Source organism: Streptomyces sp. Sge12, assembly GCF_002080455.1.
GTDB lineage: Bacteria > Actinomycetota > Actinomycetes > Streptomycetales > Streptomycetaceae > Streptomyces.
The window spans coordinates 6,649,319-6,674,553 of sequence record NZ_CP020555.1 but is presented as its reverse complement, the minus strand read 5'-3'; the positions used below and the strand labels follow the sequence as shown (position 1 = coordinate 6,674,553).

The window sequence follows — 25,235 nt, the reverse complement described above, 5'->3', positions numbered from 1 at the left end:
GTGGCTTCGGTGCTACCGGCGGCGCGGGTGGTGCCGGTGGTGCGGGTGGTCACTTGGCCGGGCTCACTTCTGCTTCGGCTTCCAGGTCTCGACGTTCCACCACGGGCCGGAGCCGAGGCCGTGGTCGTGCGGCTCGACCTGCGTGGTGAGCCCCTCCCACTTGTCGCCGACGACGTACACGTGGTCGATGTGGGTGAGGAAGACGTAGCCGGGGTTCTTCACGAGCTCGCGCTGCACGGTGTCGTACGCGGCCTTGCGCGCCGCCGGGTCGCCGCTCCTGCGGCCCTCGGCGAGGGCCGCGTCCACGGCCGGCTCGTCGTACCGGGCCATGTTGTTGAAGCCGTCCCCGCCGAGCGAGGAGGTCAGCAGCTGGTACTGGTCGAAGTCCGGGTCGGCCGGGGAGCCGCCGCCCGCGAGGACGGCCTCGGTCCTCATCCGGGGCTCGATGACCTCCCAGGTGCCGGCCTCGGTGCGCACCTCGACCCCGGCCTTCTTGGCGTCGGAGGCGAAGGCGAGCGCGTGGTCCTGGCGGATCTTGTCGCCGGAGGTGTACCAGAGCGGGAAGGAGGCGCGGACCCCGTCCTTGACGCGGATGCCGTCCTCGCCCGGCTTCCAGCCGGCCTCGTCCAGGATCCGCTTCGCCGCGTCGAGGTCGTGCCGGCGCTCGGTGCCGGCGGCGAACCACGGGCTGCCGGTGGGCACCGGGCCGTGCGCGGGCCGGCCGGCACCCTCCAGGAGCTTGTCGACCATCGCTCCGCGATCCACGGCGATGTCGAGGGCCCGCCGGACGGCCACGTCACCGGTGACCGGGTGGTGGGTCGGCAGGGTCACGTTGCGGTAGTCGAAGGTCTTGGCCGCGTAGGTGCTCCGGGCAGGGTCCTCGGCGAAGCCCCTGGCGAGGTTGGGCGGCAGGATCGCGCCGTCCAGCTCGCCGGAGCGCAGCCGGGTGGCGCGGACGTCGTCGTCCTTGACGACGGCCATGGTGAACCGTTTCACCGCGGGCTCGCCGCCCCAGTACCCCGGATTGGCCCTGAAGCTGATCTTCTCGCCCTTGGACCAGCCGGCGAGCGTGTACGGGCCGGTGCCGACGGGCCGGGTGGTGAAGTCACCGCTGTTGACGTCCTGCTTGCCCGCGATGTGCTCGGGAGCGATGGGCAGCACGGTCCGCTCGGCGAACGGCGCGTAGGGGTACTTCAGCGTGAAGACGACGGTGGCCTCGCCGCGCGCCATGACGCTCTCGATCGCGTCCAGTTCGGTCTTGGAGGCGTTGTTCGTCCCCGCGTCGAGGATGGTGCGGTAGGTGAAGACGACGTCCTTGGCGGAGAAGGGCTCCCCGTCGCTGAAGGTGACGCCCTTGCGGAGCCCGTAGGTGTACGTGCGCCCGTCCGCGGAGACCTCCGGCAGGGCCTCGGCCAGTGCGGGCTTCAGCCGCATGTCCGCGTCGTGCGTGAGCAGCCCGTCGAAGATCTTGGAGTTGCCGTCCTTGCCGTAGCCCAGCAGCGGGCTGAGGGTCTCCGGCTCGGTCGCTATGCCGACCACGACCGCGTCGGCTCCCGATCCGCCGGCCGCGGGGGCGGAGCAGGCCGTCACGCCCGTGATGAGTGCGGCGGCCAGCGTCGCGCCGGCCACTCCCCGTGCTGTCCGGGCCGTCATGTGCTGCACATCCCTGTTCAAAATCATCCGCTATTGCAAAGAGCTGGCAATAATGCCAGACGGGGTCAGAAGAACACGAACCCGGTCACCACGCGGGCCATCGGCCGCAGGGGTCTTGTCGGGCTCCCGTCCGCCGTGCCATACATGTCTAGACCTTTAAGGAAGCCGAGGAAGGCACCCCGTGCGACGCAGCGCCCCCACGCTCGCCCCCTGCCTGGCCGCCCTGGGCCTCGCCGCCCTCACGGCCTGCACCGCGCCGGACACGCGGCCCCCGCCCGCCCCGGGCGGACTCACCGCCCAGGCCGGCAGCGCCACCAGCGTGCACGTGATGTGGGAGGCCGCGGCCGGCCGGGACGGGGTGATCGGCTACCAGGTCTTCGAGGCCGACCACATGGTCCGCGAACTCCCCGCCGAGAAGACCATGGTGGACATCACCGGCCTGGCCCCGCAGACCGGATACACCTTCACCGTCCGGGCCAAGGACGCCGCCGGGAACCTCTCCGGCCCCGGCCCCGCCGCCCGGGTCACCACCCCGGCGGCCAAGGCGGAGGACCGCGGGGCCCCCACCACCCCGGCCACCACCACCGCCCGGGCGACCGGCCCCCGGTCCGCCCAGGTGTCCTGGACGGCCTCGACCGACGACACGGGCGTGACGGCCTACGACATCTACCAGGGCGGAGTCCGGATCCACACCGCCGGCCCCGCCGAGAGCGGCACCGCGCTGACCGGCCTCCAGCCGGACACCGTCTACACCTTCACCGTCCGGGCCCGCGACGGGGCGGACAACTCCTCCCCCGACGGTCCGGCGGTGGACGTGACGACCCCGCCCGCCTCCGGCGACGGGCCGGGCACCGCCCCCGCCGCATTCACCGCCACCGCCTCCCCGGGCGCGGTCACGCTGAACTGGACCGCCCCGGACACCGGCCGCGAGACCACCGAGTACGAGCTGTACGTCAACGGACTGCCCACGACCGTCATCCAGTTCGGAGCGGGCGCGGTGCCCAGCGGGCGGGCGGAACACCGGCTCACGGTGGCCGAGCCGGCCGGCACGGTGTGGACCGTCAAGCTGCGGGCCAGGCTCCCCGACGGCAACTGGGGATCCTTCTCCGCGGAGCGGCGGATCACACTCGTCGCGTGAAAGGTACCGATCCGGCCTGAACGGCACGCCCGAACGGGAAGATCGCGCACAATACTTCCGTGTTCGGTGAGTACTCGTTCAATGACAATCAGGCAGACTCCGCGGACGGCGATCCAGGACCGGACCGCCGCCCGGTGCCGGGCAACCTGCCGCCGGAACCTGCGAGCTTCATCGGTCGCGAGCGTGAACTCACGCTGCTCGAAGACCTGTTGCGCGAGCGAAGACTGGTCACCCTCACCGGGGTGGGGGGCGTCGGCAAGTCACGGCTCGCCCTGCGGGCCGTCGCCGCCGCCGGCCGGTCACGGCCCGACGGGGTGTGGTGGACGGAGCTGTCACCGCTGCGCGATCCGAGCCTGCTCACCGCCACCATCGCCCACACGCTCGGTCTCGCCGACCACTCCCCGCGCCCTCCCGACGAGGAGTTGTGCGCGTGGATGGCGGACAAGGAGCTCCTCCTCGTCCTGGACACCTGCGAGCACCTGGTGGCCGCCTGCCGCCACCTCGTCGGTGAACTCCTGCAGTCCGCACCGGGCCTGACGGTCCTGGTCACCTCCCGCGAGCCGCTCGACATGCCGACCGAGGAGGTCGTCGAGGTCCGGCCGCTGCCCTGCGAAGGACCCGACAGCGACGCCCTCGCCCTCTTCCGGGCCCGCGCGCTGGCGGCGGCCCCCCGGGCCGCCGCCGTCTTCACCGACCCCGCCCGGACCGCGGTGGCCGCCGAGGTGTGCCGGCGCCTGGACGGCATTCCGCTCGCGCTGGAACTCGCCGGCGCCCGGATGCGGTTGTGGACGCTGGAGCACATGGCCGAACGGATCGGCGAACGCTTCGAGGTGCTCTCCGACGCCCGGGTCGCCCTCCCGCACCGGCACCGGCACCGGACCATGCGCACCACCATCGGCTGGAGCCACGAACTGTGCGAGCCGCTGGAGCGGCTTCTGTGGGCCCGGCTCTCGGTCTTCACCGGCGACTTCGACATCGCGGCGGCGCGCGCGGTCTGTTCGGGCGGCCCGTTGGCCGCCGCCCGCGTGGAACGGGTGCTGGCGGGCCTGGCCGCCAAGTCCGTGGTCCTGCGCACCGAGGAACGCGGTGCCGGGGCCCGCTACCGGATGCTGGACACGATCCGCGAGTACGGGCAGGACTGGCTGGACGAGCTCGGCGAGGTGGGGATCGTCACCGACCGGCACGCCCACTGGTACGCGGCCCTCTCCCAGGCCGCCGACCAGGGCTGGATGGGCCCCGGGCAGGTGGACTGGTACCGCAGGATCGCCGCCGAGCACGCGCAGCTGCGTACCGCCCTGGAACACCTCCTCACCGCCGACCCGACGGCGGCGCTGGAGATGGCGGGGGCGCTGTGGTTCTACTGGTTCGCGTGCGGGCACGTGCACGAGGGCCGCGGCTTCCTGGAACGGGCCCTGCGGGCCGCTCCGCGTACCGGGAGCGCGCACAACCAGGCCGTGTGGGCCCTCGGGCTCACCGCGCTGCTCCAGGGCGAGTTGGAGGCGGCCCAGCGGCTCGGCGACACCTGCTCGCGGGACGCCGCCCGGCTCGCGGACCCGGAGCGGGAGTTGCGCGCGGCCTACCTGCACGCGGTCTCGGTCCTCATGCCCGGCGACCCGGTACGGGCCCTGCGGCTCGCCGGCCCACGGGCCCGGGCCGGCCACGGCGGGCGGACCAGCGGCGCCGGCTGGCTCCTGTGCAAGCTGGCCACCGGCTACGCCCTGTGCGACCTGAGGCGTTTCGAGGAGGCGACCGAGGAGGCGCGGTCCCTGCGGGAGGCCTGCGTGGAGCTGGGCGATCGCTGGCTGCGGGCGTACGCCGACTACATCCTGGCGGTGGCCGCGCTGGGCATGGGGGACCACGGGGAGGCCGCCCGGCACGTGAGGGCCATGCTCTCCGGGAAACGGCTGCTCGGCGACCGCTTCGGCATCGCGCTGGGCCTGGACGTGCTGGCCGCGGCGGTGGCCGGACTCGGCGACGGGGAGCTGGCGGCGCGGCTGCTGGGCACCGGGCACGCCTGGTGGCGCACGGTGGGCCGGCCGCAGATGGGCGGATCGCCCTCGCTGACCGCCCTGCGGGACCAGGGCGAGCAGCAGGCCCGCGCGGCGATCGGGGACACCGCGTACGAGACGGCGTTCCTGGGCGGCGCGGCTGCGCCCACCGGCTGACTCACGGCCGGTGGGCCGGGTGAGTGGTCAACACCTGGGCTCCCGTCAGTACGGGAGGGGTCTGCCCGACGGTGTGCGCAGGTCCAGGTCTCGGGGGGCGGGCTTCGGGACGGGCTTACGGATCAGCTGCTGGCGCATGCTGCCTCCTCGCTCAGACCAGTGCCGGGCGGCGGGGTTCCACCGTGCGGCTGTCGGGGAGCAGTTCACCGGTGTCGTCGAACATCACGACTCCGTTGCACAGCAGGCTCCAACCCTGTTCGGGGTGAGAGGCCACAATGCGGGCGGCGTCGTGATCGGCGCTGTCGGCGGTAGGGCAGGGTGGCTGGTGGGAGCACATGGCGCACCTCCTCGCGAAGTGGGGCGGGAGCGCCGGTGGTCACCCGGTCGATTCCGCGATCCACAGTGGCGGTGAGTATTACTGATCGCCGCCCCCGGACGGAACCCATATTCGCCGTCCAGTTCAGGGTGTGTATGCCCGATTACCATGCGCTCATGCCCGCTATCCGGATCGTTCACCGCACGTCTTTCTCCCCGGTCGAGGCGTGGCCGATGCTCACAGACTGGGAGCGCCACGGCGCGCAGGTCCCGCTCACCCGGACGATCATCGAGACGGCTCCGCCGACGCATGTCGGAACGATCTTCACGGCCCGCACGGGCGTGAGCAGGATCACGTTCGACGACCGCATGGAGGTCGTCGTCTGGCGGCCCCCCGCGGACGGTTTGCCGGGATTGGTCCGGCTGGAGAAGCGCGGCCGGGCGGTGACGGGCTGGGCGGAGATCGAGATCCGCCCCCTCGCCACGGGCGGCTCGGAGATCCACTGGCGCGAGGAGCTGCGGATGCGCGGCCTCCCCCGCGCCCTGGACCCGGCGGTCGCGGCGGCGGGCCGGTTCCTCTTCGGCCGAGCCCTCGCCCGGCTGCTGCGGCCCTGAGGCCCGGACGCTACGAGCCCGGCATGCCCCTAGGGTGTCTTGATCACCGCACCGGTGATCAAGAGCGACCGAGGAGACCCCCGTGGCCACTCCGCCACAGCCCCCGCCCCCGCAGGGCGCCGGCCCGTACGGCCCCTACACCGTGCCCGTCCCGCCGCAGAGCGGTCCGCCCGGCCCAGGGGGGTTCGGCTCACCGCAGCCCTACGGCGCGTACGGCACGCACCCGGAGCCCGGCCGGTACGGCTGCCGGCTGTGCGGGGCCTGGCCGGCCGCGCACGCGACCGTACGCGGCCACCAGGGCATGGTCGTACTGATGCGGTTCCTGAGCCTGGGCGGGCCCTTCTGCCGCGACTGCGGGCTCGCCACCTACCGCCGGATGTCGTCAGACACCCTGTGGCAGGGCTGGTGGGGGCCGCTGTCCCTGTTCATCACGCCCGTGACCCTGCTGATGAACCTCGGCCCGCGGGCGTCCTTCCGCAGGCTCGCTCCCCCGGCGGGCGGCCACCGGCCCGCGCTCGACCCGGGCAGGCCGCTGTGGCGCCGGCCCCCGGCGCTGCTCCTGATGACGCCGGTGCTGCTCGCCGTGCTGGCCGTCCCGGTCCTCATCCTGCTCGGCATCATGATCGGCGACGCGAAGCTGACCACGGGCCAGTGCGTGCGCAACGAGGGCAGCTGGAGCGACCAGGACCTGCGGACCGAGCCCTGCGCCTCGCCCCGCGCCGAGTTCCGCGTCACGGGCGGGCCCGGCGCGTCCGATGCGCCCTGCGCCCCGGGCGACTACATCGCCGATCCCAAGTACGGCCCCGACGAGTTCACCACGTTCTGCCTCACCCGCCTGGGCCGGGCGCAGGGCGCGGCCACCGCACCCGCCGCCCCGCCCTCCGCGTCCTCCCCGGCCTAGCGGATCGGCATACCGGAGATCGTGCGCGCGATCACGAGGCGCTGGATCTCACTGGTGCCCTCGAAGATCGTGTAGATGGCGCTGTCGCGGTGCATGCGCTCCACGGGGTACTCGCGCGTGAATCCGTTGCCCCCGAGGATCTGGACCGCCTGGGCGGTGACCTCCTTGGCGACCTCGCTCGCGAAGAGCTTCGACATCGAGCCCTCCGCCGACTCGAACGGCCGGCCCGCGACGGCCATCCAGGACGCCCGCCACACCAGCAGCCGGGCCGCGTCGATCCGGGTCCGCATGTCGGCGAGCTGGAAGGCCACGCCCTGGTTGTCGATGATCGGGCGGCCGAACTGGGTGCGGGTCTTCGCGTAGTCGAGGGCGACCTCGTACGCCGCGCGCGCCGTACCGACGGCCATCGCGCCGACCGCGGGCCGGGAGGCCTCGAAGGTGGCCATGGCCGCGTTCTTCACCCGCTCGCCCCCACCGCTGCGCGCCCGCTCGTGGGCCCGCGCGAGGCGCTCGTCCAGCTTCTCCTTGCCGCCGAGCAGGCAGGAGCCGGGGATCCGTACGTCCTCCAGCACCACCTCGGCGGTGTGGGAGGCGCGGATGCCGTGCTTCTTGAACTTCTGGCCCTGGGACAGTCCGGGGGTGTTCGGCGGGACGATGAAGGAGGCGTGCCCCTTGGTCCCCAGCTCGGGATCCACGACCGCGACCACGATGTGCACGTTGGCGATACCGCCGTTGGTGGCCCAGGTCTTGGTGCCGTTGAGCACCCACTCGTCCCTGGCCTGGTCGTAGACCGCCCGGGTGCGCATCGAGCCGACGTCGGAGCCCGCGTCCGGCTCGGAGGAGCAGAAGGCGGCGACCTTCACGTCGTCCGGGGTCCCGTACATCTGCGGGATCCAGGTGCCGATCTGCTCCTCGGTGCCGTTGGCGACGACGCCGATGGCCGCGAGCCCCGTGCCGACGATGGAGAGCGCGATGCCCGCGTCGCCCCAGAAGAGCTCCTCCATCGCCATCGGGATGCCGAGGCCGGTCGGGTCGAAGAACTGCTGGGCGTAGAAGTCCAGCGAGTAGATGCCGACCTTGGCGGCCTCCTGGATGACGGGCCAGGGAGTCTCTTCGCGCTCGTCCCATTCCGCGGCGGCGGGTCGCATCACATCGGCGGCGAAGCCGTGGATCCAGTCCCGTACCTGCTTCTGGTCGTCGTTCAGCTCCATGGTGAACTCCGCCATGTCCCCTCCACCTGTCTGTACTCGTCCCTGCGGAGGTTACTAGCGGTAACCTACGCGAAGACCACAGTCTGTTACTGGCGAGTAAGCACTGTCAAGCAGCATCCGCACCGGCCACGACGCCGGACGGGGTGGCCGCCGATTGGATCGACAGGGTGTGCCGGGTGTTACGTTGCGTGGGCGTCACGCACATCGCAAGGGCGGGGAGAGAAACACGTCATGGAGACCACTCAGCGGGCCGGCGAGCCGGGAGCGGCCGAACGCCGCCGGCGGGAGCTGCTCGAAGCCGCCGACCGGGTCGTGCTCAGGGACGGCCCCAAGGCCTCCATGAACGCGATCGCGGCGGAGGCCGGCATCACCAAGCCCATCCTCTACCGGCACTTCGGGGACAAGGCGGGCCTCTACCAGGCGCTCGCCGTCCGGCACACCGATGCCCTGCTCGACTCCCTGCGGGCCGCGCTGGACGCGCCCGCGGAGCGGCGCCGCCGGGTGGAGGCGACCCTCGACACCTACCTCGCCGCCATCGAGGCCCGCCCGCAGGTCTACCGCTTCCTCATGCACCCGGCCGAGGACTCCCACAGCGCCGAACGCGGCTTCGACGTCGGGCTGCACTCGGCCCCGCTGCTGCGCAGGCTCGGCGAGGAGCTGGCGGAGGTGATCGGCGAACGGGTGGACCTCGGCCCGGGCGGCGAACGGCTCGCCCGGATCTGGGGCCACGGCATCGTCGGCATGATGCACGCGGCCGGCGACTGGTGGCTGGGCGAACGCCCCTGCGACCGCGCGGAGCTCGTCGCGGGCCTCACCGACCTCCTCTGGGGCCGCCTGGCCACGGCCGGCAACCGCAAGGACGGCCCGGGCTTCTAACCTCGCCGGGCCGAATCCAGCCTCGCCGGGCGGAGTCCAGCCTCGCCGGCGTTTGAGGCGCGGGTCCGGGCGGAGCCCGGTGCCCGGCGGAGCCGGGTTTCGCGGGGCTCCGCCCTAGTCCTGCTGGGCCCGGGCTCCCCAGGGGGTCTTCCGGATGGCCCGCCGCAGGCGACGGGCCCGCAGCCCCGTCACGCGGTCCGCGTACACCGTCCCGTCGAGGTGGTCGCACTCGTGCTGCAGGCACCGCGCGAAGAACCCCGTCCCCGAGATCCGCACCGCCGCACCGTCCGAGGTGACCCCTTCCACCACCGCGTGGTCGAAGCGGACCGTCCCCGCCTCCAGCCCCGGCAGGGACAGGCACCCCTCCGGCCCCAGGAACTCGTCCCCGTCGGCCGTCACCAGCCGCGGGTTGACGATGTGCCCGACGTGGCGGACGTCCTCGTCGTCGGGGCAGTCGTAGACGAAGACCCGCTGTCCGACGCCGATCTGGTTCGCGGCGAGCCCGACACCCTCGGCGGCGTACATCGTCGCGAACATGTCCTCGATGAGCCGGTCGAGTTCCGGGCCGAATGCGGTGACGTCCGCGCACGCGGAGTGGAGCACCGGATCACCCAGCAGGCTCATGGTGCGGACGAGGCCGGTGGTACCGGGGATGGGGCGCTGTCGCATGGCCGTAAGCCTACGACGGGCGACTATATGAGGAGATCCGCGGCGGGCCGGGGGCGCCGCGGTCAAGGCCCGGGCCGGTACTGGATAGGCTGGGGCCGACCGACGCAAGGAGGACAAGGGACGATGGCAGGCAACACGGAGCCGCTTTCGCCGCGGGCCAAGCTGGCCGTGACGGCGGGCAAGGCCGCGGCGGCGGTGTCGCGGGCCGCGGGACGCGGAAGCGGATCGGTGATCGGTGGCAAGGTCGCACTCAGGCTCGACCCCGATCTCCTCGGCGCGCTGGCGCAACATCTCGATGTCGTCCTCGTCTCCGCGACGAACGGCAAGACCACGACGACCCGGCTGATCGCGGAGGCCCTGCGGGCCAGCGGTCCGGTCGTCTCCAACGCCCTCGGCGCCAACATGCCCGCCGGCATCACCTCGGCGCTGGCCGGTGGTTCGGACGCCAAGTACGGCGTCATCGAGGTCGACGAGAAGTACCTGGCCGGAGTAGCCCGGGACGTCACCCCCAAGGTGATCGCCCTGCTCAACCTCTCCCGCGACCAGCTGGACCGCGCCGCCGAGACCCGCATGCTCGCGGAGAAGTGGCGCGAGGGCCTCCAGGGCTCCAAGGCGGTCATCGTCGCCAACTGCGACGACCCGCTGATCGTGTGGTCCGCCTCCTCCTCCCAGAACGTGGTGTGGGTCGCGGCCGGCCAGGAGTGGAAGGACGACGCCTGGTCGTGCCCCTCCTGCGGCGGCGTCATGCAGCGCCCCGGCGACGACTGGTTCTGCGGCGAGTGCGGCTTCCGGCGCCCGACCCCGACCTGGGTGCTCTCCGGCGACCACGTCCTGGACCCCCACGGCAGTGCCTGGCCGATCCACCTCCAGCTGCCGGGCCGCGCCAACAAGGCCAACGCCGCCACCTCCGCCGCCGTGGCCGCCGTCTTCGGCGTCCCGCCGCAGGTCGCGCTGGAGCGGATGTACCAGGTGCAGGCCGTCGCCGGCCGCTACGACGTGGTGAACTTCCAGGGCCGTGAGCTGCGGCTGCTGCTCGCGAAGAACCCGGCGGGCTGGCTCGAAACGTTTTCGCTGATCGATCCCCCGCCGACCCCGGTGATCCTCTCGGTGAACGCGCGCGGCGCCGACGGCACCGACACCTCCTGGCTGTGGGACGTGGACTACCCGCGGCTGCTCGGTCACCCGATCTTCGTGATCGGCGACCGCAAGCTGGACCTCGCGGTCCGCCTCGAGGTCGCGGGCCTGGACTTCCGGGTGTGCGAGACCCTCGACGAGGCCGTGCAGCTCGCGCCGCCCGGACAGATCGAGCTGATCGCCAACTACACCGCCTTCCAGGACGTGCGCCGCCGCGTCGGCAACTAGTACCCATAAGGACAAGAGCATGAGCGACAACAGCCTGCGTCTGGTGTGGGTCTACCCGGACCTGCTGAGCACGTACGGAGACCAGGGCAACGCCCTCGTGGTGGAGCGCCGGGCGCGCCAGCGCGGCCTGGACGTGCAGCGCGTGGACGTGCGCAGCGACCAGCCCATCCCCACCTCGGGCGACATCTACCTGATCGGCGGCGGCGAGGACCGGCCGCAGCGCCTCGCCGCGGAGCGCCTGCTGCGCGACGGCGGCCTGGAGCGCGCCGTCTCGAACGGGGCGATCGTCTTCTCCGTCTGCGCCGGGTACCAGATCCTCGGCAAGGAGTTCGTCAACGACCAGGGCCAGCGCCAGGAGGGCCTCGGCCTGCTGGACGTCGTCACCCTGCGCGGTGAGGGCGAGCGGTGCGTCGGCGACGTCCTCGCCGACATCGACCCGCGCCTGAACCTGCCGCAGCTGACCGGCTTCGAGAACCACCAGGGCGTGACCCACCTCGGACCGACGGCCCGGCCGTTCGCCCGGGTGACCATGGGCCGCGGCAACGGCACCGGCGACGGCACCGAAGGCGCGTACAACGACACGGTGTTCGGCACGTACATGCACGGTCCCGTGATGGCCCGCAACCCGCAGATCGCGGACCTGCTGCTGAAGCTGGCCCTCGATGTGAACGCACTGCCGGCCATAGACGACCGGTGGTACGAGGCGCTGCGCGCGGAGCGCATCGCCGCCGCGACGCAGCCCGCGTAGCACCCGGCGGACCGCTCATCGGGGCGGCCCCTCCATCATGTGTTCGGCCCGGTTTTCCCTAGGGGGAACCGGGCCGACGTGGTTTTGTACGACGAGTGCGACCAGCATGTGGAGGATGGTTCAGCCCACCGCTCCACCGCTTGTAGGGTGGCCGTAGTTCCAACCGGACGACGTGGTCCGGTCGTCGGCCCACGTTGCAAAGGTCCGTTCCTGCCATGCGCATAGGTGTGCTCACTTCCGGTGGCGACTGCCCCGGTCTCAACGCCGTCATCCGTTCCGTCGTGCACCGCGCCGTCGTCGACCACGGCGATGAGGTCATCGGCTTCCTCGACGGCTGGAAGGGCCTGCTGGAGGCGGACTACCGCAAGCTCGACCTCGACGCCGTCGGCGGCATCCTCGCCCGCGGCGGCACCATCCTCGGCTCCTCCCGGGTCCAGCCCGCGCACCTGCGCGACGGTGTGGAGCGCGCCCGCGGCCACGTCGCGGACCTGGGCCTCGACGCGATCATCCCGATCGGCGGCGAGGGCACGCTGAAGGCCGCGAACCTGCTCTCGCAGGCCGGTCTGCCCATCGTCGGCGTCCCGAAGACCATCGACAACGACATCGCCTCCACCGATGTCACCTTCGGCTTCGACACCGCCGTCGGGGTGGCCACCGAGGCGCTGGACCGGCTGAAGACCACCGCCGAGTCCCACCAGCGCGTGATGGTCGTGGAGGTCATGGGCCGCCACACCGGCTGGATCGCCCTGCACTCGGGCATGGCGGCCGGCGCGCACGCGATCGTCGTGCCGGAGCGCCCCTTCGACATCGACGAGCTGACGGAGATCGTCGGCGAGCGGTTCTCGGCGGGCAAGCGGTTCGCGATCGTCGTGGTGGCCGAGGGCGCCAAGCCCAGGCCCGGCTCGATGGACTTCGAGGAGCGCGGCAAGGACATCTACGGCCACGAGCGGTTCGCCGGCATCGGCAACCGGCTCGCCGTGGAGCTGGAGAACCGCCTGGGCAAGGAGGCCCGGCCGGTGATCCTGGGCCACGTCCAGCGCGGCGGCACGCCCACCGCGTACGACCGGGTCCTCGCCACCCGCTTCGGCTGGCACGCCGTGGAGGCCGCCCACCGCGGTGAGTTCGGCATGCTGACGGCGCTGCGCGGCACGGACATCGTGATGGTGCCGCTCTCCGAGGCGACGTCGACCCTCAAGACGGTTCCGGCCGAGCGGTACGACGAGGCGCAGACGGTTCTCTGACGCCCCTTTTGTACGCCCCCTCTATCCTGGGCCGCCCCCGCGCGCAAGAGCGTACGGGGGCGGCATTACTGTGGTGGGGCACCACGGTCAAGGGAGTGAACAGATGGATCACAGCGGGCACGGCATGGACATGGACATGGACCTGCCGCCGTTCACTCTCGGGCGTGGTCTGGAGTTCTCCTTCGACGCCTTCTTCCTGTTCGGCTCGCTGATCGGGCTCGCCCTGTACGGGTGGGGCGTGCTGCGGCTGCACCGGCGCGGGGACGCCTGGCCGATGGGCCGGACGGTCGCCTTCGTGACGGGCGTGCTGACCGTGGTCCTCGTGATGTGCACCAAGCTGAACGACTACGGCATGGTCATGTTCAGCGTGCACATGGTGCAGCACATGGTGATCAGCATGATCACCCCGATCCTGGTCCTGCTGGGCGCTCCGGTGACACTGGCGCTGCGTGCGCTGCCGCCCGCCGCCCGCGGTCACAAGGGGCCGCGCGAGCTGCTGCTCATGCTGCTGCACAGCCGGTACATGAAGGTGATCACCCACCCGGCCTTCACGATCCCGATGTTCATCGCGAGCCTGTACGCGCTGTACTTCACCCCGCTCTTCGACTTCCTGATGGAGAGCCGCACCGGGCACATCGCGATGATGGTCCACTTCCTCGCGGTCGGCCTGATCTTCTTCTGGCCGATCATGGGCATCGACCCGGGGCCGCACCGGCCGGGCTACGTCATGCGGATGCTGGAGCTGTTCGCGGGCATGCCCTTCCACGCCTTCTTCGGCATCGCCCTGATGATGGCGAGCCAGCCGATGATCAAGACGTACGCGAACCCGCCGGCGTCGCTGGGCATCGATCCGCTGCTCGACCAGCAGTGGGGCGGCGGCATCGCCTGGGCCTTCAGCGAGATCCCCTCGGTGCTGGTCCTGATCGCCCTCGTCTACCAGTGGTACCACTCCGAGCAGCGGGCCGCACGGCGGTCCGACCGGGCCGAGGAGCGCAACGGCGACAAGGAGCTGGAGGCGTACAACTCGTATCTCGCCTCGCTCCAAGCGCGTGGCCAGTAGCGCGATCCCGCCTTTGCGCGCCACCATGGGGCATGACCGGATCCGTTAAGGCGATGGCAGTCATGACCTTCGCCGCACTGGTGGCCGTGGCCGCGTACTCCGTGGCGCTCGGCAGCAACGGCTGGCTGTGGTTCGGCTGGGTCGTGCTGGGACTGCTGACCGCCGGGATGGCCGCCGCGCGCAATGTCTGAGCAATGTCACCTCCGCCCCCTGCACCTCGCGTCTCACCGTCCGTAAACTGGCGGTGACAACGGGATATCGACAGGAGCGGCCTGGTGTTCTACCACTTGCTCAAGCACGTGTTGCTCGGTCCCCTGCTGCGGCTGCTGTTCAGACCGCGGATCGAGGGCCTGGAGAACATCCCGGCCGAGGGTGCGGCGATCGTCGCGGGCAACCACCTGTCGTTCTCCGACCACTTCCTGATGCCGGCGATCCTCAAGCGGAGGATCACTTTCCTCGCGAAGGCCGAGTACTTCACGGGCCCCGGGGTCAAGGGGCGGCTCACCGCCGCCTTCTTCCGCAGCGCCGGGCAGATCCCCGTGGACCGCTCGGGCAAGAACGCCGGGCAGGCGGCCCTGCGCGAGGGGCTGTCCGTACTGGCCAAGGACGAGCTGCTGGGCATCTATCCGGAGGGGACGCGCTCGCACGACGGGCGGCTCTACAAGGGCAAGGTGGGGGTGGCGGCGCTGGCGCTGGGCGCCGGGGTGCCCGTGGTGCCCTGCGCGATGGTGGGCACCTTCGAGATCCAGCCGCCCGGGAAGAAGATCCCGAAGATCCGGCGGGTGACGATCCGCTTCGGCGAGCCGCTGGACTTCTCCCGGTACGCCGGGATGGAGGGCGAGCGCGCCGTCCTGCGGGCGGTCACCGACGAGATCATGTACGCGATCCTCGGGCTGTCCGGCCAGGAGTACGTCGACCGGTACGCGGCCGAGGTCAAGGCCGAGGAGGAGGAACAGCGGAAGAGGGCCCGGCGCTCCGCGCGCTGAGCCCTCTCCCGCTCGTCCTGTGCCGTGCCGTCCCGCGCGTCCTTAGCGGACGGCGGGGAGCTCTTCCGGCGCCGGGAAGACCGAGGACTCGGCCGGGGCGTCGGTGGACAGGGACTTCGCCGCGGCCGCGGCCGGGGCCACGGGGGTGGCGTGCGGGGCGCACGTCACGTCCTTGGCGTCGACCTTGCCGGTGAGCAGGTAGGTGTCCACCCGGGTGTTGATGCAGGGGTTCACCAGGCTGGTGACACCGTGCGAGCCCGCGCTCTTCTCGGTGATCAGACGCGAGCCGGCCAGGCGGCGGTGCAGCTCGACCGCGCCCTTGTACGGCGTGGCCGCGTCCCGCTCGGACTGGACGATCAGCACGGGGGGCAGGCCGTGCTTGGCGCCGACCGCGATCGGGTTGCTCTGCTTGGACTTCCAGGTCGCGCAGGGCAGGTTCATCCACGCGTTGGACCAGGTCAGGAACGGGTACTTCTGGTGCAGCTTGGAGTTGTCGCGGTCCCACTTGGACCAGCTGGTGGGCCACTTCGCGTCGGCGCACTCGACGGCGGTGTAGACGGCGTTGCCGTTCTCGGAGGCCGCGTTGCCCTTGGTGTCCGACATGTCCGGGGCGATGGCGTCGATGAGCGCCTGCTCGTCACCGGCGGCCCAGGCCGCGAAGGTCTGGGCGACGGGCACCCAGGAGGAGTCGTAGTAGGGGGCGCCCTGGAAGAAGCCGATGAGCTCGGCCGGGCCGACGATCCCGCCGAGCGGCTTGGCCTTGGCCTTGCCGCGCAGCTCCTGCCACTTGGCCTCGACCTTGGCGCGGGTGTCGCCGAGGTGGAAGACGGCGTCGTTCTTGGCGACCCAGTCCTGCCAGTCGTTCCAGCGCATCTGGAAGGCGACGTCCTGGCCGAGGTTGGCCTCGTACCAGATGTTGTCCTGGGACGGGTCCACCACGCTGTCGACGATCATGCGGCGCACGTGGGTCGGGAAGAGGGTCGCGTAGACCCCGCCCAGGTAGGTGCCGTAGGAGACGCCGAGGTAGTTCAGCTTCTTCTCGCCGAGGCCGGCCCGGATCACGTCGAGGTCGCGGGCGGTGTTCGGCGTGGTCATGTGCGGCAGCATCTCGCCGCTGCGCTCCTTGCAGCCGTCCGCGTACTCGGCGGCGAGCTTGCGCTGGGCGCGCTTGTCGGCCTCGGAGTCGGGGACCGGGTCGGCCTTGGGGGCCTTCACGAACTCCTGCGGGTCGATGCAGGAGATGGGCGCGGAGTGGCCGACACCGCGCGGGTCGAAGCCCACGAAGTCGTAGGCCTTGGAGGTGTTGACCCACAGCGGGCTCTTGGTGGTGACGCGGCGCGGGAAGCGCATGCCGGAGCCGCCGGGGCCGCCGGGGTTGTAGACGAGGGCGCCCTGGCGCTCCTCCTTGGTGCCCGTGCTGCCGATCCGGTCGACGGCGATGTCGATGGTCTTGCCGTACGGCTTCGCGTAGTCGAGCGGGACCTTCACCCAGCCGCACTGGATGGGCTTCTCGAAGCCCCAGTCCGCCGGGCAGTCCTTCCAGTCGATCCCGGCGCGGGCGGCGCGGGCGGCGGCGATCTGCGCGCCCAGCGCCTCGGGCAGCCTGCCGTCGCTGCCGGCGGAGGCCGCCGAGGCCGGCGGGGCCAGCAGCAGGCTCGCCGCAAGTGTGCCGGTGATCAGTGTGGCGGCGCTCGCCAGCGCCGCGTTGCGTATCACGTGGTTGTTCCCCCTGCGTCAGATGCCGCCGTGGGCGGCCTGGTTGGTCGGGTTCGATCGTCGGCGTGCAGGGGGATCCTGTCGTCTGATCCCGACCCGGCGACAGGGCCGGATCGACTTCTTTGCCAACCCGATAACCGGCGAGGCGTGTACCGCTGAGCGGTGCCTGATGCGTCCCGCTTTCACCGGCCGTAGGTACGGCAGGCCGCGTCGAGCAGTTCGCGCACCCGCAGGGCGTCCGGGGCCAGGGCCGTCACCAGAACGGCCGGACCGGCCAGCGGCGTCACCACCGCGAACTCCCCCAGGACCGCCGCCGTCGGCGGACTGGCGGCGAAGGTCGGTTCCACCACGAGGAGTTGGCCGAGCGCCCGGTGTCCGGCCAGGCCGGCCGGGCCGTCCCAGCCGCCGGGCGCGCCGGGGCCGCAGGCGAGCTCCTGGTCCAGCAGCGGACGGCCCCCGAGGTCGACGGTGAGGCGGCTGCGCAGCAGGCCCGGAGCCTCCCCGGTGCGGCCCAGTACCTGCTCCTCGCGCAGTACCAGGCGTGCGGTGGGGGCCATCCGGACCCGGGTGCGCACCCGTAGGTCGCTGCCGCGCACCGAGACCAGCGGTTCGGGGAGCCAGCGCACCGACGCCCCGTCCTCCAGGGTGAGGTGTACGTCGTACCGCGCGGGTTCGCCGGACCGGCCGGGCAGTGCCAGGGTGGCCGCCGCCGAGGCGAGGGCGAGGTGCGCCCCGGGCCCGGCGGTGGCCTCGACGGTGAGGTGGTCGCCGCCCAGCGGGGCGCTCATCGCGCCGACCAGCATGACCCCGGCCCGGTCCCCGGCCGATGAGCGGGTGCGGCGCAGCGCGAGCGGCCCCTCCCCGGCCAGCAGGGGCAGGGCGGTGCCGCCCCGCCCGTCGGCCGCGGCGTGGATGCGGGCGGTGGCCCGCAGGCCGGCCGGCGGCGCCGCGGGGGCGGTCTGCGCGAGGTCCGCGGAGGCCCGTCCGAGGTCCGCAGCGGCCTGCGCGAGGTCCGCCGTGGCCGCGCCGCTCATCGCGGGGACCAGGCGGCGATTCGCTCGCGGACCCAGGCGGCCACCGGGCCGACCCCTTCGGGGCCGCGCAGCGACTGGAAGGCGACGGGCAGTTTACCGCGCTGTGCGGCGGCGTCGCGGGCCATCCGGTCGAGGTCGGAGCCGACGTGCGGGGCGAGGTCGGTCTTGTTGACGACGAGGAGGTCGGCGGTGGTGACACCGGGGCCGCCCTTGCGGGGGATGTCGTCCCCGCCGGCCACGTCGATGACGAAGATCTGGGCGTCGACGAGTCCGCGGGAGAAGGTGGCGGTGAGGTTGTCGCCGCCGGACTCGACGAGGATCAGGTCCAGTCGGCCGTGCTCCCGGAAGGCGTCCTCCAGTTCCTCCACGGCCTCCAGGTTGGCGGAGATGTCGTCGCGGATGGCGGTGTGCGGGCAGGCCCCGGTCTCGACGGCGGTGATCCGCTCGGGCGGCAGGACGGCCTCGCGGAGCAGGAACTCGGCGTCCTCGCGGGTGTAGATGTCGTTGGTCACGACGGCCATGGACAGCTCGGAGCGCAGCGCGCGGCACAGGGCGGCGACGGTGGCGGTCTTGCCGGAGCCGACGGGACCGCCGAGTCCGATGCGCAGGGCCCGCCGGGTGCCGTCGGGCCGCAGCGGATCGGCGCTGTGGGTGTGCCGGTGGGGATAGGTCACCGCGTGGTCGAGGTGCATGGGGGGTGTCTCCTTCGGGGAATCAGGAAGCGAAGAGCCGTACCGGCCAGTCGGCATGGACCTCGGCCGAGATGTCCAGCAGCGGCGAGGAGGCCGCGGGAAGGGCGCCTGTGCCCTGCGAGCGGGCCCGCAGCGCGGCCCGCTCCGCCCGGGCCGCGACGGCGTCGAGTTCGGGGGCGAGCCGGGCCAGTACCCCGCTCGCCTCGAAGGGGTCCAGGCCCAGCAGCCGCACGGTCGCGGTGGCGGGCCCGCCGACGCTCTCGTACGCCGCCACGTGCGCGGCGTCCCCCGGCCCGAGCCCGGCCGCCCGGGCGGTGACGCCGAGCACCACGGGCTGGTGCGCCCCGCGCGGGAACGCCGCGGCCAGGGCCTCCAGTTCGGCCGCGGGCCAGGTGGCCCGGGCGGCCCGCAGCAGCTGCCGTCCCAGCCGCCGGGCGGCGGTGCGCAGTGCCGGCGAGGGGGTGCGGGCGTCGGCGGCGGCGTCCAGTTCGGCCGGGTCGAGCCCGAGGGCGGCGGCCGCGGCGAGCGCGGCGGCGGTGAGGCCGGCGGTGTGCAGCCGGCCCCGGCAGAAGTCCTCCAGGGTGGCGGCGTCGTGGATCCGGCCCGCCTTGCAGGCGGCCTCGGCCCCGCCGGAGTGGGCGTGGCCCCCGGCGGGGAACCGGCCGTCGGCGAGGACGAGCAGCGCGGCGCGGCTCATCGGCAGGGACCTCTTCTCAGAACAGGAAGTAGCGCTGGGCCATGGGCAGTTCCGTCGCGGGTGCCGGTTCCACGGCCTCACCGTCGATGGTGACCGTGAAGGTGTCGGCGTCGACCTCGACCCTCGGCATGGCGTCGTTGCACCGCATGTCGGCCTTGCCCACCTTGCGGGTGCTCTCGATGGCCACGAACTGCTTGCCCAGGCCGAGCCGTTCGGGCAGCCCGTCGTCGAGCGCGGCCTGCGCGGTGAAGTTCAGGGAGTTGAGGCCGGGCGCCCGGCCGTGGCTGCCGAACATCGGCCGGGGCAGGACGGGCTGCGGGGTGGGGATGGAGGCGTTGGCGTCGCCCATCTGCGCGTAGGCGATCTGGCCCCCCTTGATGACGAGTTCGGGCTTGACCCCGAAGAAGGCGGGGTTCCAGAGCACCAGGTCGGCGAGCTTCCCGGTCTCGACGGAGCCGATCTCACGGGCGAGGCCCTGGGCCACGGCGGGGTTGATCGTGTACTTGGCGACGTAGCGGCGGGCCCGGTGGTTGTCGGCGGGGCCGTCGCCGGGGAGGAAGCCGCGGCGCTTCTTCATCACGTGGGCGGTCTGCCAGGTGCGCAGCACGACTTCGCCGACCCGGCCCATGGCCTGGGAGTCGGAGGAGATGATGGAGATGGCCCCGAGGTCGTGGAGGACGTCCTCGGCGGCGATGGTCGAGGGCCGGATCCTCGATTCGGCGAAGGCGAGGTCCTCGGGGACGGCCGGGTTGAGGTGGTGGCAGACCATCAGCATGTCGAGGTGTTCCTCGATGGTGTTGACGGTGTGCGGCCGGGTGGGGTTCGTGGAGCTGGGCAGGATGTTGGGCTCGGAGACCACGGTGATGATGTCGGGTGCGTGCCCGCCGCCCGCGCCCTCGGTGTGGTACGAGTGGATGGTCCGTCCGGCGATGGCCGCGAGGGTGTCCGCGACGAAACCGGCCTCGTTGAGGGTGTCGGTGTGGATGGCGACCTGGGCGCCGGTCTCCTCGCACACCCCGAGGCAGGCGTCTATGACGGCCGGGGTGGCCCCCCAGTCCTCGTGGATCTTGAATCCGAGTGCGCCGCCGCGCAGTTGGGAGTACATCCCCTCGCGGGACATGGTGTTGCCCTTGCCGAGCAGGCCGATGTTGACCGGGTAGGCCTCCAGGGCGGCGAACATCCGGGCCAGGTGCCAGGGCCCGGGGGTGACGGTGGTGGCCTTGGTTCCCTCGGCCGGTCCGGTGCCGCCGCCGACGAGGGTGGTGGTCCCCGAGGCGAGCGCCTCCTCGATGACCGTCGGGGAGATGAAGTGCACGTGGGCGTCGATGGCCCCGGCGGTGACGATCTTCCCGTTGCCGGCGATGATCTCGGTCTCGGGGCCGATGACCAGGGTGGGCTCCACCCCGTCCATGGTGTCGGGGTTGCCGGCCTTTCCGATGCCGCAGATCCGGCCGTCGCGGATGCCGAGGTCGGCCTTGACGATGCCCCAGTGGTCGAGGACGACGACGCCGGTGATCACGGTGTCGGGGGCGCCCTCGGCCCGGGTGGTGCGGGCCTGCCCCATGGATTCGCGGATGACCTTGCCGCCGCCGAAGACGGCCTCGTCGCCGGCCCGCCCGGGGCCGCCGCTGAGGTCCCGCTCGATCTGGACGAAGAGGTCGGTGTCGGCGAGCCGGATCCGGTCGCCGGCCGTCGGCCCGAAGAGGTCGGCGTACGCCCGGCGGGAGAGCTCAGCCATCGATCGGCCCTCCGGTCTCGCCGCGCAGCCCGGGTACGGTGCGCAGCCCGCCCAGGGGTACGAGTTCCACCGCGACCGGGATGCCCGGCTCGAAGCGGACGGCCGTGCCGGCGGCGACGTTGAGCCGGAGCCCGCGGGCGGCGGGGCGGTCGAAGTCCAGGCCGGGGTTGGCCTCGGCGAAGTGGTAGTGGGAGCCGACCTGGACCGGCCGGTCGGCGGCGTTGAGCACGGTGAGGCGGGTGACGGGACGGCCCTCGTTGAGGAGCACCGGGCCGTCCCCGTGGACGATTTCGCCGGGGATCATGCGGGTACTCCGTTCAGACGATGGGGTCGTGGACCGTGACGAGCTTGGTGCCGTCCGGGAAGGTCGCTTCGACCTGGACGTCGTGGATCATCTCGGGGATCCCCTCCATGACCTCCTCGCGGGTCAGGACGGTGCGGCCCGAGGCCATCAGCTCGGCCACCGTGCGCCCGTCGCGGGCGCCCTCCAGGAGGTGGGACGTGATCAGCGCGATCGCCTCCGGATGGTTGAGGCGGACCCCGCGCGCCCTCCGCTTCTCGGCCACGTCGGCGGCCACGTGGATGAGCAGTCTCTCCTGCTCGTGCGGTGTCAGTTGCACGTGTATCACCAAGCTTCCGGGACAAGATCAACTGTGGGCGGGGCGACCCTAACGGCCTTCAACACTCTGTTGACCTGCGCTTATCCGAACCAAGCGAGTCTTGCCCCATACGGGGAAAGGCTTTCCGCCCCGACCACCAGCGCTTTACCGGATCATGGGTGATCATTGGCGGTCGAACGTGGCGCCACGCTAAGCCCTGCGCTTTTCCACTGCGTTAACCCACGTTTCGGGCAGGTACCCGGTTCAACTCCGGTCCCCCGCGCGCCCGATTCCGTATACGGATCCGCGAACGGATCCCCCATCGAGGAGACAGATGTTCGTCAACGCCGTCCGGCACATCACCTTCGACGCCCTGGACCCCTACCGGATCGCGGAGTTCTGGTCCGCGGTGACCGGCTTCCCGATCCACCCCGACGACGTGGAGGGGGACGACGAGGTCCTGCTGGAGCCCGGGCAGCCCGGTGTGCCGGGGCTGCTGTTCATCCGGGTCCCGGACGCCAAGTCGGTCAAGAACCGGGTCCACTTGGACATCCAGCCGCCGACCGGTACCCGGGACGAGACCGTGGAGCGCCTGATCGGGCTCGGCGCGAAGCTCGTGGACGACCGCCGCGACGCGGACGGTGTCGCGGGCTGGGTGGTCCTCGCCGACCCCGAGGGCAACGAGCTGTGCATCGAGCGCAGCGCGGGCGAACGCGGCCTCCTCTAGGCCGTGGCCGCCCCTTCCGCAGGTCAGCGGCCGGTGACGCTGCCCGCCGGGGCCACTGCGTTCCAGGGCAGCGCGATCCACACCGTCTTGCCGCCGTCCTGGGTCGGGGTGACCGAGAGCCGGCCGCCCGCCTCCGCCGTCAGCCAGCGGATGATGACCATGCCCCGGCCGTTGTCCTGCTGGACGGCGGCCGGGAGCCGCTTGGGCCAGCGGGGGTGGCTGTCGGTCACCCCGATGCGCAACCACTCCTGGCGTTCCAGCAGGACGTCGACGGTGAAGGTCGGCGATTGGCCGAAAGTGTGCTGTACGGCGTTGGTGGCGAGCTCCGAGACGATCAGCCGGACGCTGTCGGCGGTGTCGGCGTCATCGGGGAGTCCCCATTCGCCCAGCACCTCCGCGACATAGCGTCGGGCAGCGGCGACCGAGGCGGGATCGCTCGGCAGAGTGACGGATGCTTCCTGGTGATCTGCCATGGCGACGGTCCCTTTCCCACCGGGGCGAAAAGCCCCGGATCTGTGCTGGACGCCAGAGTGCCACCCATCGTGCCGTCACATCTGCCTTTCCCCCAAGATATGCATATATCTGTCGCTCGATGCGGTGAACTCTGCTACGGAAGAGCGTATTTGGACGGCAGACTGGTGCGAGCTGTGCCGGTGGAAGGAGGCGGGTGTGCAGCACGGTCCCGCGGTGCGCCGACGCAAGCTCGGCGAGGAACTGCGCGCCCTGCGCGACCGGTCCGGACTCACCAGTGGTGAGGCGGCCCGGATCGTGGGGTGGCACCAGTCGAAAATCAGCCGTATCGAAACAGGGCGGAGCGGCGTCAAACCGGAGGACATCCGGCTGCTCCTCGACGCCTACGGGGAGATCGTCAGCCCGCAGCAGCGCGCCCTGCTGGAGGCGCTGTCGGCCTCGGCGACCGGCCCCGGTCCGGCGGGCGACACCGGCCGCGGACGCCAGTGGTGGCACGACTACCGGGGGCTGCTGCCGCAGGAGTACCGGGACTTCATCAGCCTGGAGGCGGGGGCCCGCGCGGCCCGCACCGTGGAGCTGTCCGTGGTACCGGGGCTGCTGCAGACCCCGGAGTACGCGCGGGCCGTGACCCGGGCCGCGCTGGGCGGGCTGCCGGAGCCGAAGGTGGACGCGCTGGTCGACGTACGCCTCGCCCGGCAGTCGGTACTGCGGGCCGATCCCCCGCTGGAGCTGAGCGCCGTACTGGACGAGGCGGTGCTGCGCCGGCAGATCGGCGGGCCGGGGGTGATGGCCGAGCAGTTGCGGCACCTGGTGGAGGTGTCCCGGCTGCCTCAAGTACGCCTGCAGGTGCTTCCGTTCAGCGTCGGCGGGCATCTTGGCCTGACCGGACCGTTCGTTATTTTTTCATTTCCGGACATCGCTGATCTGGATGTGGTGGTACTCGACCATTTGACGAGTAGCCTCTATCTGGAGCGGAAGGAAGACCTTGAGGCGTACGGCGCCGCGTTCCGCACCATCCAGGCGCACGCCCTCCCGCCCCAGGACTCGTCGGATCTCATCAGCTCACTCGCTGACGACGCGTAAGGAGGCACCCCCGTGTCCGCAACCCCCTTATCAAGCAGCGGACTTCTGATCAGCGCGCGGTGGCGGCGGAGCAGCCGCAGCACCGGAATGAACAACTGCGTGGAAACGGCCGTCCTTCGCGGCGGCCTGCTGGCCGTCCGCGACTCCAAGCGGACGGACGGCCCGGCCGTGCTCTTCACCGGGCCGGCCTGGGACGGCTTCCTCGCCACCGTACGGGTGGACGCGCAGGCGTAACACCCGCCCGGCAGTGCCCGGGACCCGGGCCGAAGCGCCCTACCGGCCCCGGCCTTCCGTGGCTCCGGCGGGCGCGGTCGCCAGGATCGTCCCGACCGCCCGATCGATCTCGTCCCCCGTGAGGTCGGCGCGGGCGGTCAGCCGCAGCCGGGAGATGCCGTCCGGCACCGACGGCGGGCGGAAGCACCCCACGGACAGACCTGCCTCGCGGCAGTCGGCGGCCCAGCGCAGTGCCGCCGATGCCGACGGGGCCCGTACCGACACCACGGCCGCGTCCGGCCGGGCCGCGGTCAGGCCGGACGCGGTGAGTCGCCCGTACAGCTGGGCCGCCACCTCGCGGGCGCGGCCCGCGCGCTCGGGTTCCCGCCGCAGCAGCCGCAGGCTCGCCAGCGCCGCCCCCGCGGCGGCCGGGGCCAGCCCGGTGTCGAAGATGAAGGTGCGCGCGGTGTTGACCAGGTGTCGGATCACCCTGGCCGGACCGAGCACGGCACCGCCCTGACTGCCCAGGGACTTCGAGAGGGTCAGGGTGGCGACCACGTACGGCGCGCCCGCGAGCCCGGCGGCCTGCAACGCGCCGCGGCCGCCCTCCCCCAGCACGCCCAGCCCGTGGGCGTCGTCGACGACCAGGGCGGCGCCCTCGTCCCGGCAGGCGGCGGCGTAACCGGCGAGCGGCGCGGCGTCCCCGTCCACGGAGAACACCGAGTCGCTCACCAGCAGCGCCCGGCCCTCGTGCGCGGCGAGCGCCTTGCGGGCGGCGTCCGGGTCCGCGTGCGGCACCACGGCCGTCTCGGCGCGCGAGAGCCGGCAGCCGTCGACGATCGAGGCGTGGTTGCCCGCGTCGGAGACGACCAGCGTGCCCCAGTCGCTCAGCGCGGTGACGGCCGCGAGGTTGGCCGCGTACCCGGAGGAGAGGACGAGCGCGGCCTCGAACCCGCAGAAGGCGGCGAGCTCCCGCTCCAGTTCCGTGTGGAGCTCGGTCGTCCCCGTGACCAGACGGGAGCCGGTGGCTCCGGCGCCCCAGCACTCGGCCGCCCGCTGCGCCCCGCGGACGGTCTCGGGATGGCGGGACAGGCCGAGGTAGTCGTTGCTCGCGAGGTCCAGCAGCGGCGACACCGGCGGCCTGGGCCGCAGCGTGCGGACCAGTCCGGCCTCCTCCCGCGCGCGCTCCGCGGCGTCGATCCAGGCGAAGACATCCACGGGGTCGGGAGTGTGCTGGGGCATCGGCAGGTCCTCGTGTTTTGTCGGCAGTCCACAGACCTGCCCGACCCTAGCTTCCGCGGCTGCTGCGCCAGGTGTGGTGATAC

27 protein-coding genes are annotated in these 25,235 nt (G+C 72.2%); 14 read left to right on the top strand and 13 right to left on the bottom strand.

Annotated features, from left to right (window positions below):
* Positions 1 to 63: 63 nt before the first annotated feature.
* Complete coding sequence (locus tag B6R96_RS30065) at positions 64 to 1,653, bottom strand: ABC transporter substrate-binding protein (RefSeq protein ID WP_081524152.1); 1,590 nt, start codon at positions 1,651 to 1,653, stop codon at positions 64 to 66.
* 181 nt (positions 1,654 to 1,834) lie between these two features.
* Here B6R96_RS30065 and B6R96_RS30060 point away from each other — a divergent pair, with 181 nt between their 5' ends.
* Together B6R96_RS30060 and B6R96_RS30055 are read left to right on the top strand one after the other, a co-directional pair.
* On the top strand, positions 1,835 to 2,791 hold the full coding sequence (locus B6R96_RS30060) for a fibronectin type III domain-containing protein (protein WP_081524151.1): 957 nt from the start codon (positions 1,835 to 1,837) through the stop codon (positions 2,789 to 2,791).
* Between the two features lie 59 nt (positions 2,792 to 2,850).
* The gene (locus tag B6R96_RS30055) at positions 2,851 to 4,956 is read left to right on the top strand and encodes an ATP-binding protein (RefSeq protein ID WP_237291548.1); all 2,106 of its coding nucleotides are present in this window, start codon (positions 2,851 to 2,853) and stop codon (positions 4,954 to 4,956) included.
* Between the two features lie 151 nt (positions 4,957 to 5,107).
* Here the strand turns inward: B6R96_RS30055 and B6R96_RS30050 are convergent, their stop codons facing one another.
* Entirely contained in the window at positions 5,108 to 5,293 is a 186-nt protein-coding gene (locus B6R96_RS30050; RefSeq protein WP_030388211.1) for a DUF5999 family protein, read from the bottom strand.
* Between the two features lie 155 nt (positions 5,294 to 5,448).
* Between B6R96_RS30050 and B6R96_RS30045 the strand changes: the two genes are divergently transcribed.
* Together B6R96_RS30045 and B6R96_RS30040 are read left to right on the top strand one after the other, a co-directional pair.
* Positions 5,449 to 5,886 (top strand): SRPBCC family protein, encoded by a 438-nt coding sequence (locus B6R96_RS30045; RefSeq protein ID WP_081525319.1) that lies wholly within the window; start codon positions 5,449 to 5,451, stop codon positions 5,884 to 5,886.
* Between the two features lie 82 nt (positions 5,887 to 5,968).
* A complete protein-coding gene (locus tag B6R96_RS30040; RefSeq protein ID WP_237291547.1) occupies positions 5,969 to 6,787 on the top strand; it encodes an LppU/SCO3897 family protein in 819 nt (272 codons plus the stop codon).
* On the opposite strand, the gene B6R96_RS30035 is transcribed toward B6R96_RS30040, so the two are convergent.
* Positions 6,784 to 8,013, bottom strand: coding sequence for an acyl-CoA dehydrogenase family protein (locus tag B6R96_RS30035; RefSeq protein ID WP_081524150.1), 1,230 nt, complete (start codon positions 8,011 to 8,013; stop codon positions 6,784 to 6,786). The two genes, B6R96_RS30040 and B6R96_RS30035, sit on opposite strands and share 4 nt — an antisense overlap.
* A gap of 216 nt (positions 8,014 to 8,229) precedes the next feature.
* Here B6R96_RS30035 and B6R96_RS30030 point away from each other — a divergent pair, with 216 nt between their 5' ends.
* The gene (locus tag B6R96_RS30030) at positions 8,230 to 8,874 is read left to right on the top strand and encodes a TetR family transcriptional regulator (protein ID WP_030388207.1); all 645 of its coding nucleotides are present in this window, start codon (positions 8,230 to 8,232) and stop codon (positions 8,872 to 8,874) included.
* Positions 8,875 to 8,988: 114 nt separating this feature from the next.
* Here the strand turns inward: B6R96_RS30030 and def are convergent, their stop codons facing one another.
* Complete coding sequence (gene def / locus B6R96_RS30025) at positions 8,989 to 9,543, bottom strand: peptide deformylase (RefSeq protein WP_081524149.1); 555 nt, start codon at positions 9,541 to 9,543, stop codon at positions 8,989 to 8,991.
* A gap of 123 nt (positions 9,544 to 9,666) precedes the next feature.
* On the opposite strand from def, the gene B6R96_RS30020 reads away from it, so the two are divergent.
* From B6R96_RS30020 to B6R96_RS30000, 6 genes are all read left to right on the top strand, one after another.
* Entirely contained in the window at positions 9,667 to 10,905 is a 1,239-nt protein-coding gene (locus tag B6R96_RS30020) for a MurT ligase domain-containing protein (protein WP_052873103.1), read from the top strand.
* 19 nt (positions 10,906 to 10,924) lie between these two features.
* A complete protein-coding gene (locus tag B6R96_RS30015) occupies positions 10,925 to 11,653 on the top strand; it encodes a type 1 glutamine amidotransferase (RefSeq protein ID WP_030388205.1) in 729 nt (242 codons plus the stop codon).
* Positions 11,654 to 11,868: 215 nt separating this feature from the next.
* A complete protein-coding gene (locus B6R96_RS30010) occupies positions 11,869 to 12,894 on the top strand; it encodes a 6-phosphofructokinase (RefSeq protein ID WP_081524148.1) in 1,026 nt (341 codons plus the stop codon).
* 103 nt (positions 12,895 to 12,997) lie between these two features.
* Positions 12,998 to 13,954: a cytochrome c oxidase assembly protein gene (locus tag B6R96_RS30005; protein ID WP_081524147.1), complete on the top strand. Its 957-nt coding sequence runs from the start codon at positions 12,998 to 13,000 to the stop codon at positions 13,952 to 13,954.
* Between the two features lie 32 nt (positions 13,955 to 13,986).
* On the top strand, positions 13,987 to 14,145 hold the full coding sequence (locus B6R96_RS37780) for a hypothetical protein (RefSeq protein WP_030388202.1): 159 nt from the start codon (positions 13,987 to 13,989) through the stop codon (positions 14,143 to 14,145).
* 84 nt (positions 14,146 to 14,229) lie between these two features.
* Positions 14,230 to 14,940 carry a lysophospholipid acyltransferase family protein gene (locus B6R96_RS30000; protein WP_081524146.1) on the top strand — a complete coding sequence of 237 codons (711 nt, stop codon included), beginning with the start codon at positions 14,230 to 14,232 and terminating at the stop codon, positions 14,938 to 14,940.
* A gap of 42 nt (positions 14,941 to 14,982) precedes the next feature.
* Here the strand turns inward: B6R96_RS30000 and B6R96_RS29995 are convergent, their stop codons facing one another.
* The 7 genes from B6R96_RS29995 to B6R96_RS29965 all read right to left on the bottom strand — a co-directional run bounded on the left by B6R96_RS29995 (position 14,983) and on the right by B6R96_RS29965 (position 21,437).
* Complete coding sequence (locus B6R96_RS29995; RefSeq protein WP_081524145.1) at positions 14,983 to 16,656, bottom strand: alpha/beta hydrolase; 1,674 nt, start codon at positions 16,654 to 16,656, stop codon at positions 14,983 to 14,985.
* Between the two features lie 182 nt (positions 16,657 to 16,838).
* Positions 16,839 to 17,690: an urease accessory protein UreD gene (locus B6R96_RS29990; RefSeq protein ID WP_081524144.1), complete on the bottom strand. Its 852-nt coding sequence runs from the start codon at positions 17,688 to 17,690 to the stop codon at positions 16,839 to 16,841.
* Positions 17,687 to 18,382, bottom strand: a complete 696-nt coding sequence (ureG, locus tag B6R96_RS29985) for an urease accessory protein UreG (protein WP_081524143.1) — start codon at positions 18,380 to 18,382, stop codon at positions 17,687 to 17,689. Before ureG ends, B6R96_RS29990 begins: the two co-directional genes overlap by 4 nt.
* A gap of 22 nt (positions 18,383 to 18,404) precedes the next feature.
* Positions 18,405 to 19,079 carry an urease accessory protein UreF gene (locus B6R96_RS29980; RefSeq protein ID WP_079404262.1) on the bottom strand — a complete coding sequence of 225 codons (675 nt, stop codon included), beginning with the start codon at positions 19,077 to 19,079 and terminating at the stop codon, positions 18,405 to 18,407.
* 16 nt (positions 19,080 to 19,095) lie between these two features.
* On the bottom strand, positions 19,096 to 20,817 hold the full coding sequence (locus tag B6R96_RS29975) for an urease subunit alpha (protein ID WP_081524142.1): 1,722 nt from the start codon (positions 20,815 to 20,817) through the stop codon (positions 19,096 to 19,098).
* Positions 20,810 to 21,121, bottom strand: a complete 312-nt coding sequence (locus B6R96_RS29970) for an urease subunit beta (protein WP_030388195.1) — start codon at positions 21,119 to 21,121, stop codon at positions 20,810 to 20,812. Before B6R96_RS29970 ends, B6R96_RS29975 begins: the two co-directional genes overlap by 8 nt.
* 13 nt (positions 21,122 to 21,134) lie before the next feature.
* A complete protein-coding gene (locus B6R96_RS29965; RefSeq protein ID WP_030011137.1) occupies positions 21,135 to 21,437 on the bottom strand; it encodes an urease subunit gamma in 303 nt (100 codons plus the stop codon).
* A gap of 313 nt (positions 21,438 to 21,750) precedes the next feature.
* Between B6R96_RS29965 and B6R96_RS29960 the strand changes: the two genes are divergently transcribed.
* Entirely contained in the window at positions 21,751 to 22,143 is a 393-nt protein-coding gene (locus B6R96_RS29960; RefSeq protein ID WP_081524141.1) for a VOC family protein, read from the top strand.
* A gap of 23 nt (positions 22,144 to 22,166) precedes the next feature.
* Here the strand turns inward: B6R96_RS29960 and B6R96_RS29955 are convergent, their stop codons facing one another.
* Positions 22,167 to 22,616 carry an ATP-binding protein gene (locus B6R96_RS29955; protein ID WP_081524140.1) on the bottom strand — a complete coding sequence of 150 codons (450 nt, stop codon included), beginning with the start codon at positions 22,614 to 22,616 and terminating at the stop codon, positions 22,167 to 22,169.
* 196 nt (positions 22,617 to 22,812) lie between these two features.
* On the opposite strand from B6R96_RS29955, the gene B6R96_RS29950 reads away from it, so the two are divergent.
* Positions 22,813 to 23,697, top strand: a complete 885-nt coding sequence (locus B6R96_RS29950) for a helix-turn-helix domain-containing protein (RefSeq protein ID WP_030388193.1) — start codon at positions 22,813 to 22,815, stop codon at positions 23,695 to 23,697.
* Between the two features lie 12 nt (positions 23,698 to 23,709).
* Positions 23,710 to 23,931, top strand: a complete 222-nt coding sequence (locus tag B6R96_RS29945; protein WP_081524139.1) for a DUF397 domain-containing protein — start codon at positions 23,710 to 23,712, stop codon at positions 23,929 to 23,931.
* 39 nt (positions 23,932 to 23,970) lie between these two features.
* Here B6R96_RS29945 and B6R96_RS29940 read toward each other — a convergent pair whose 3' ends face one another.
* Positions 23,971 to 25,152 carry an 8-amino-7-oxononanoate synthase gene (locus tag B6R96_RS29940; protein ID WP_053704820.1) on the bottom strand — a complete coding sequence of 394 codons (1,182 nt, stop codon included), beginning with the start codon at positions 25,150 to 25,152 and terminating at the stop codon, positions 23,971 to 23,973.
* Between the last annotated feature and the right edge of the window lie 83 nt (positions 25,153 to 25,235).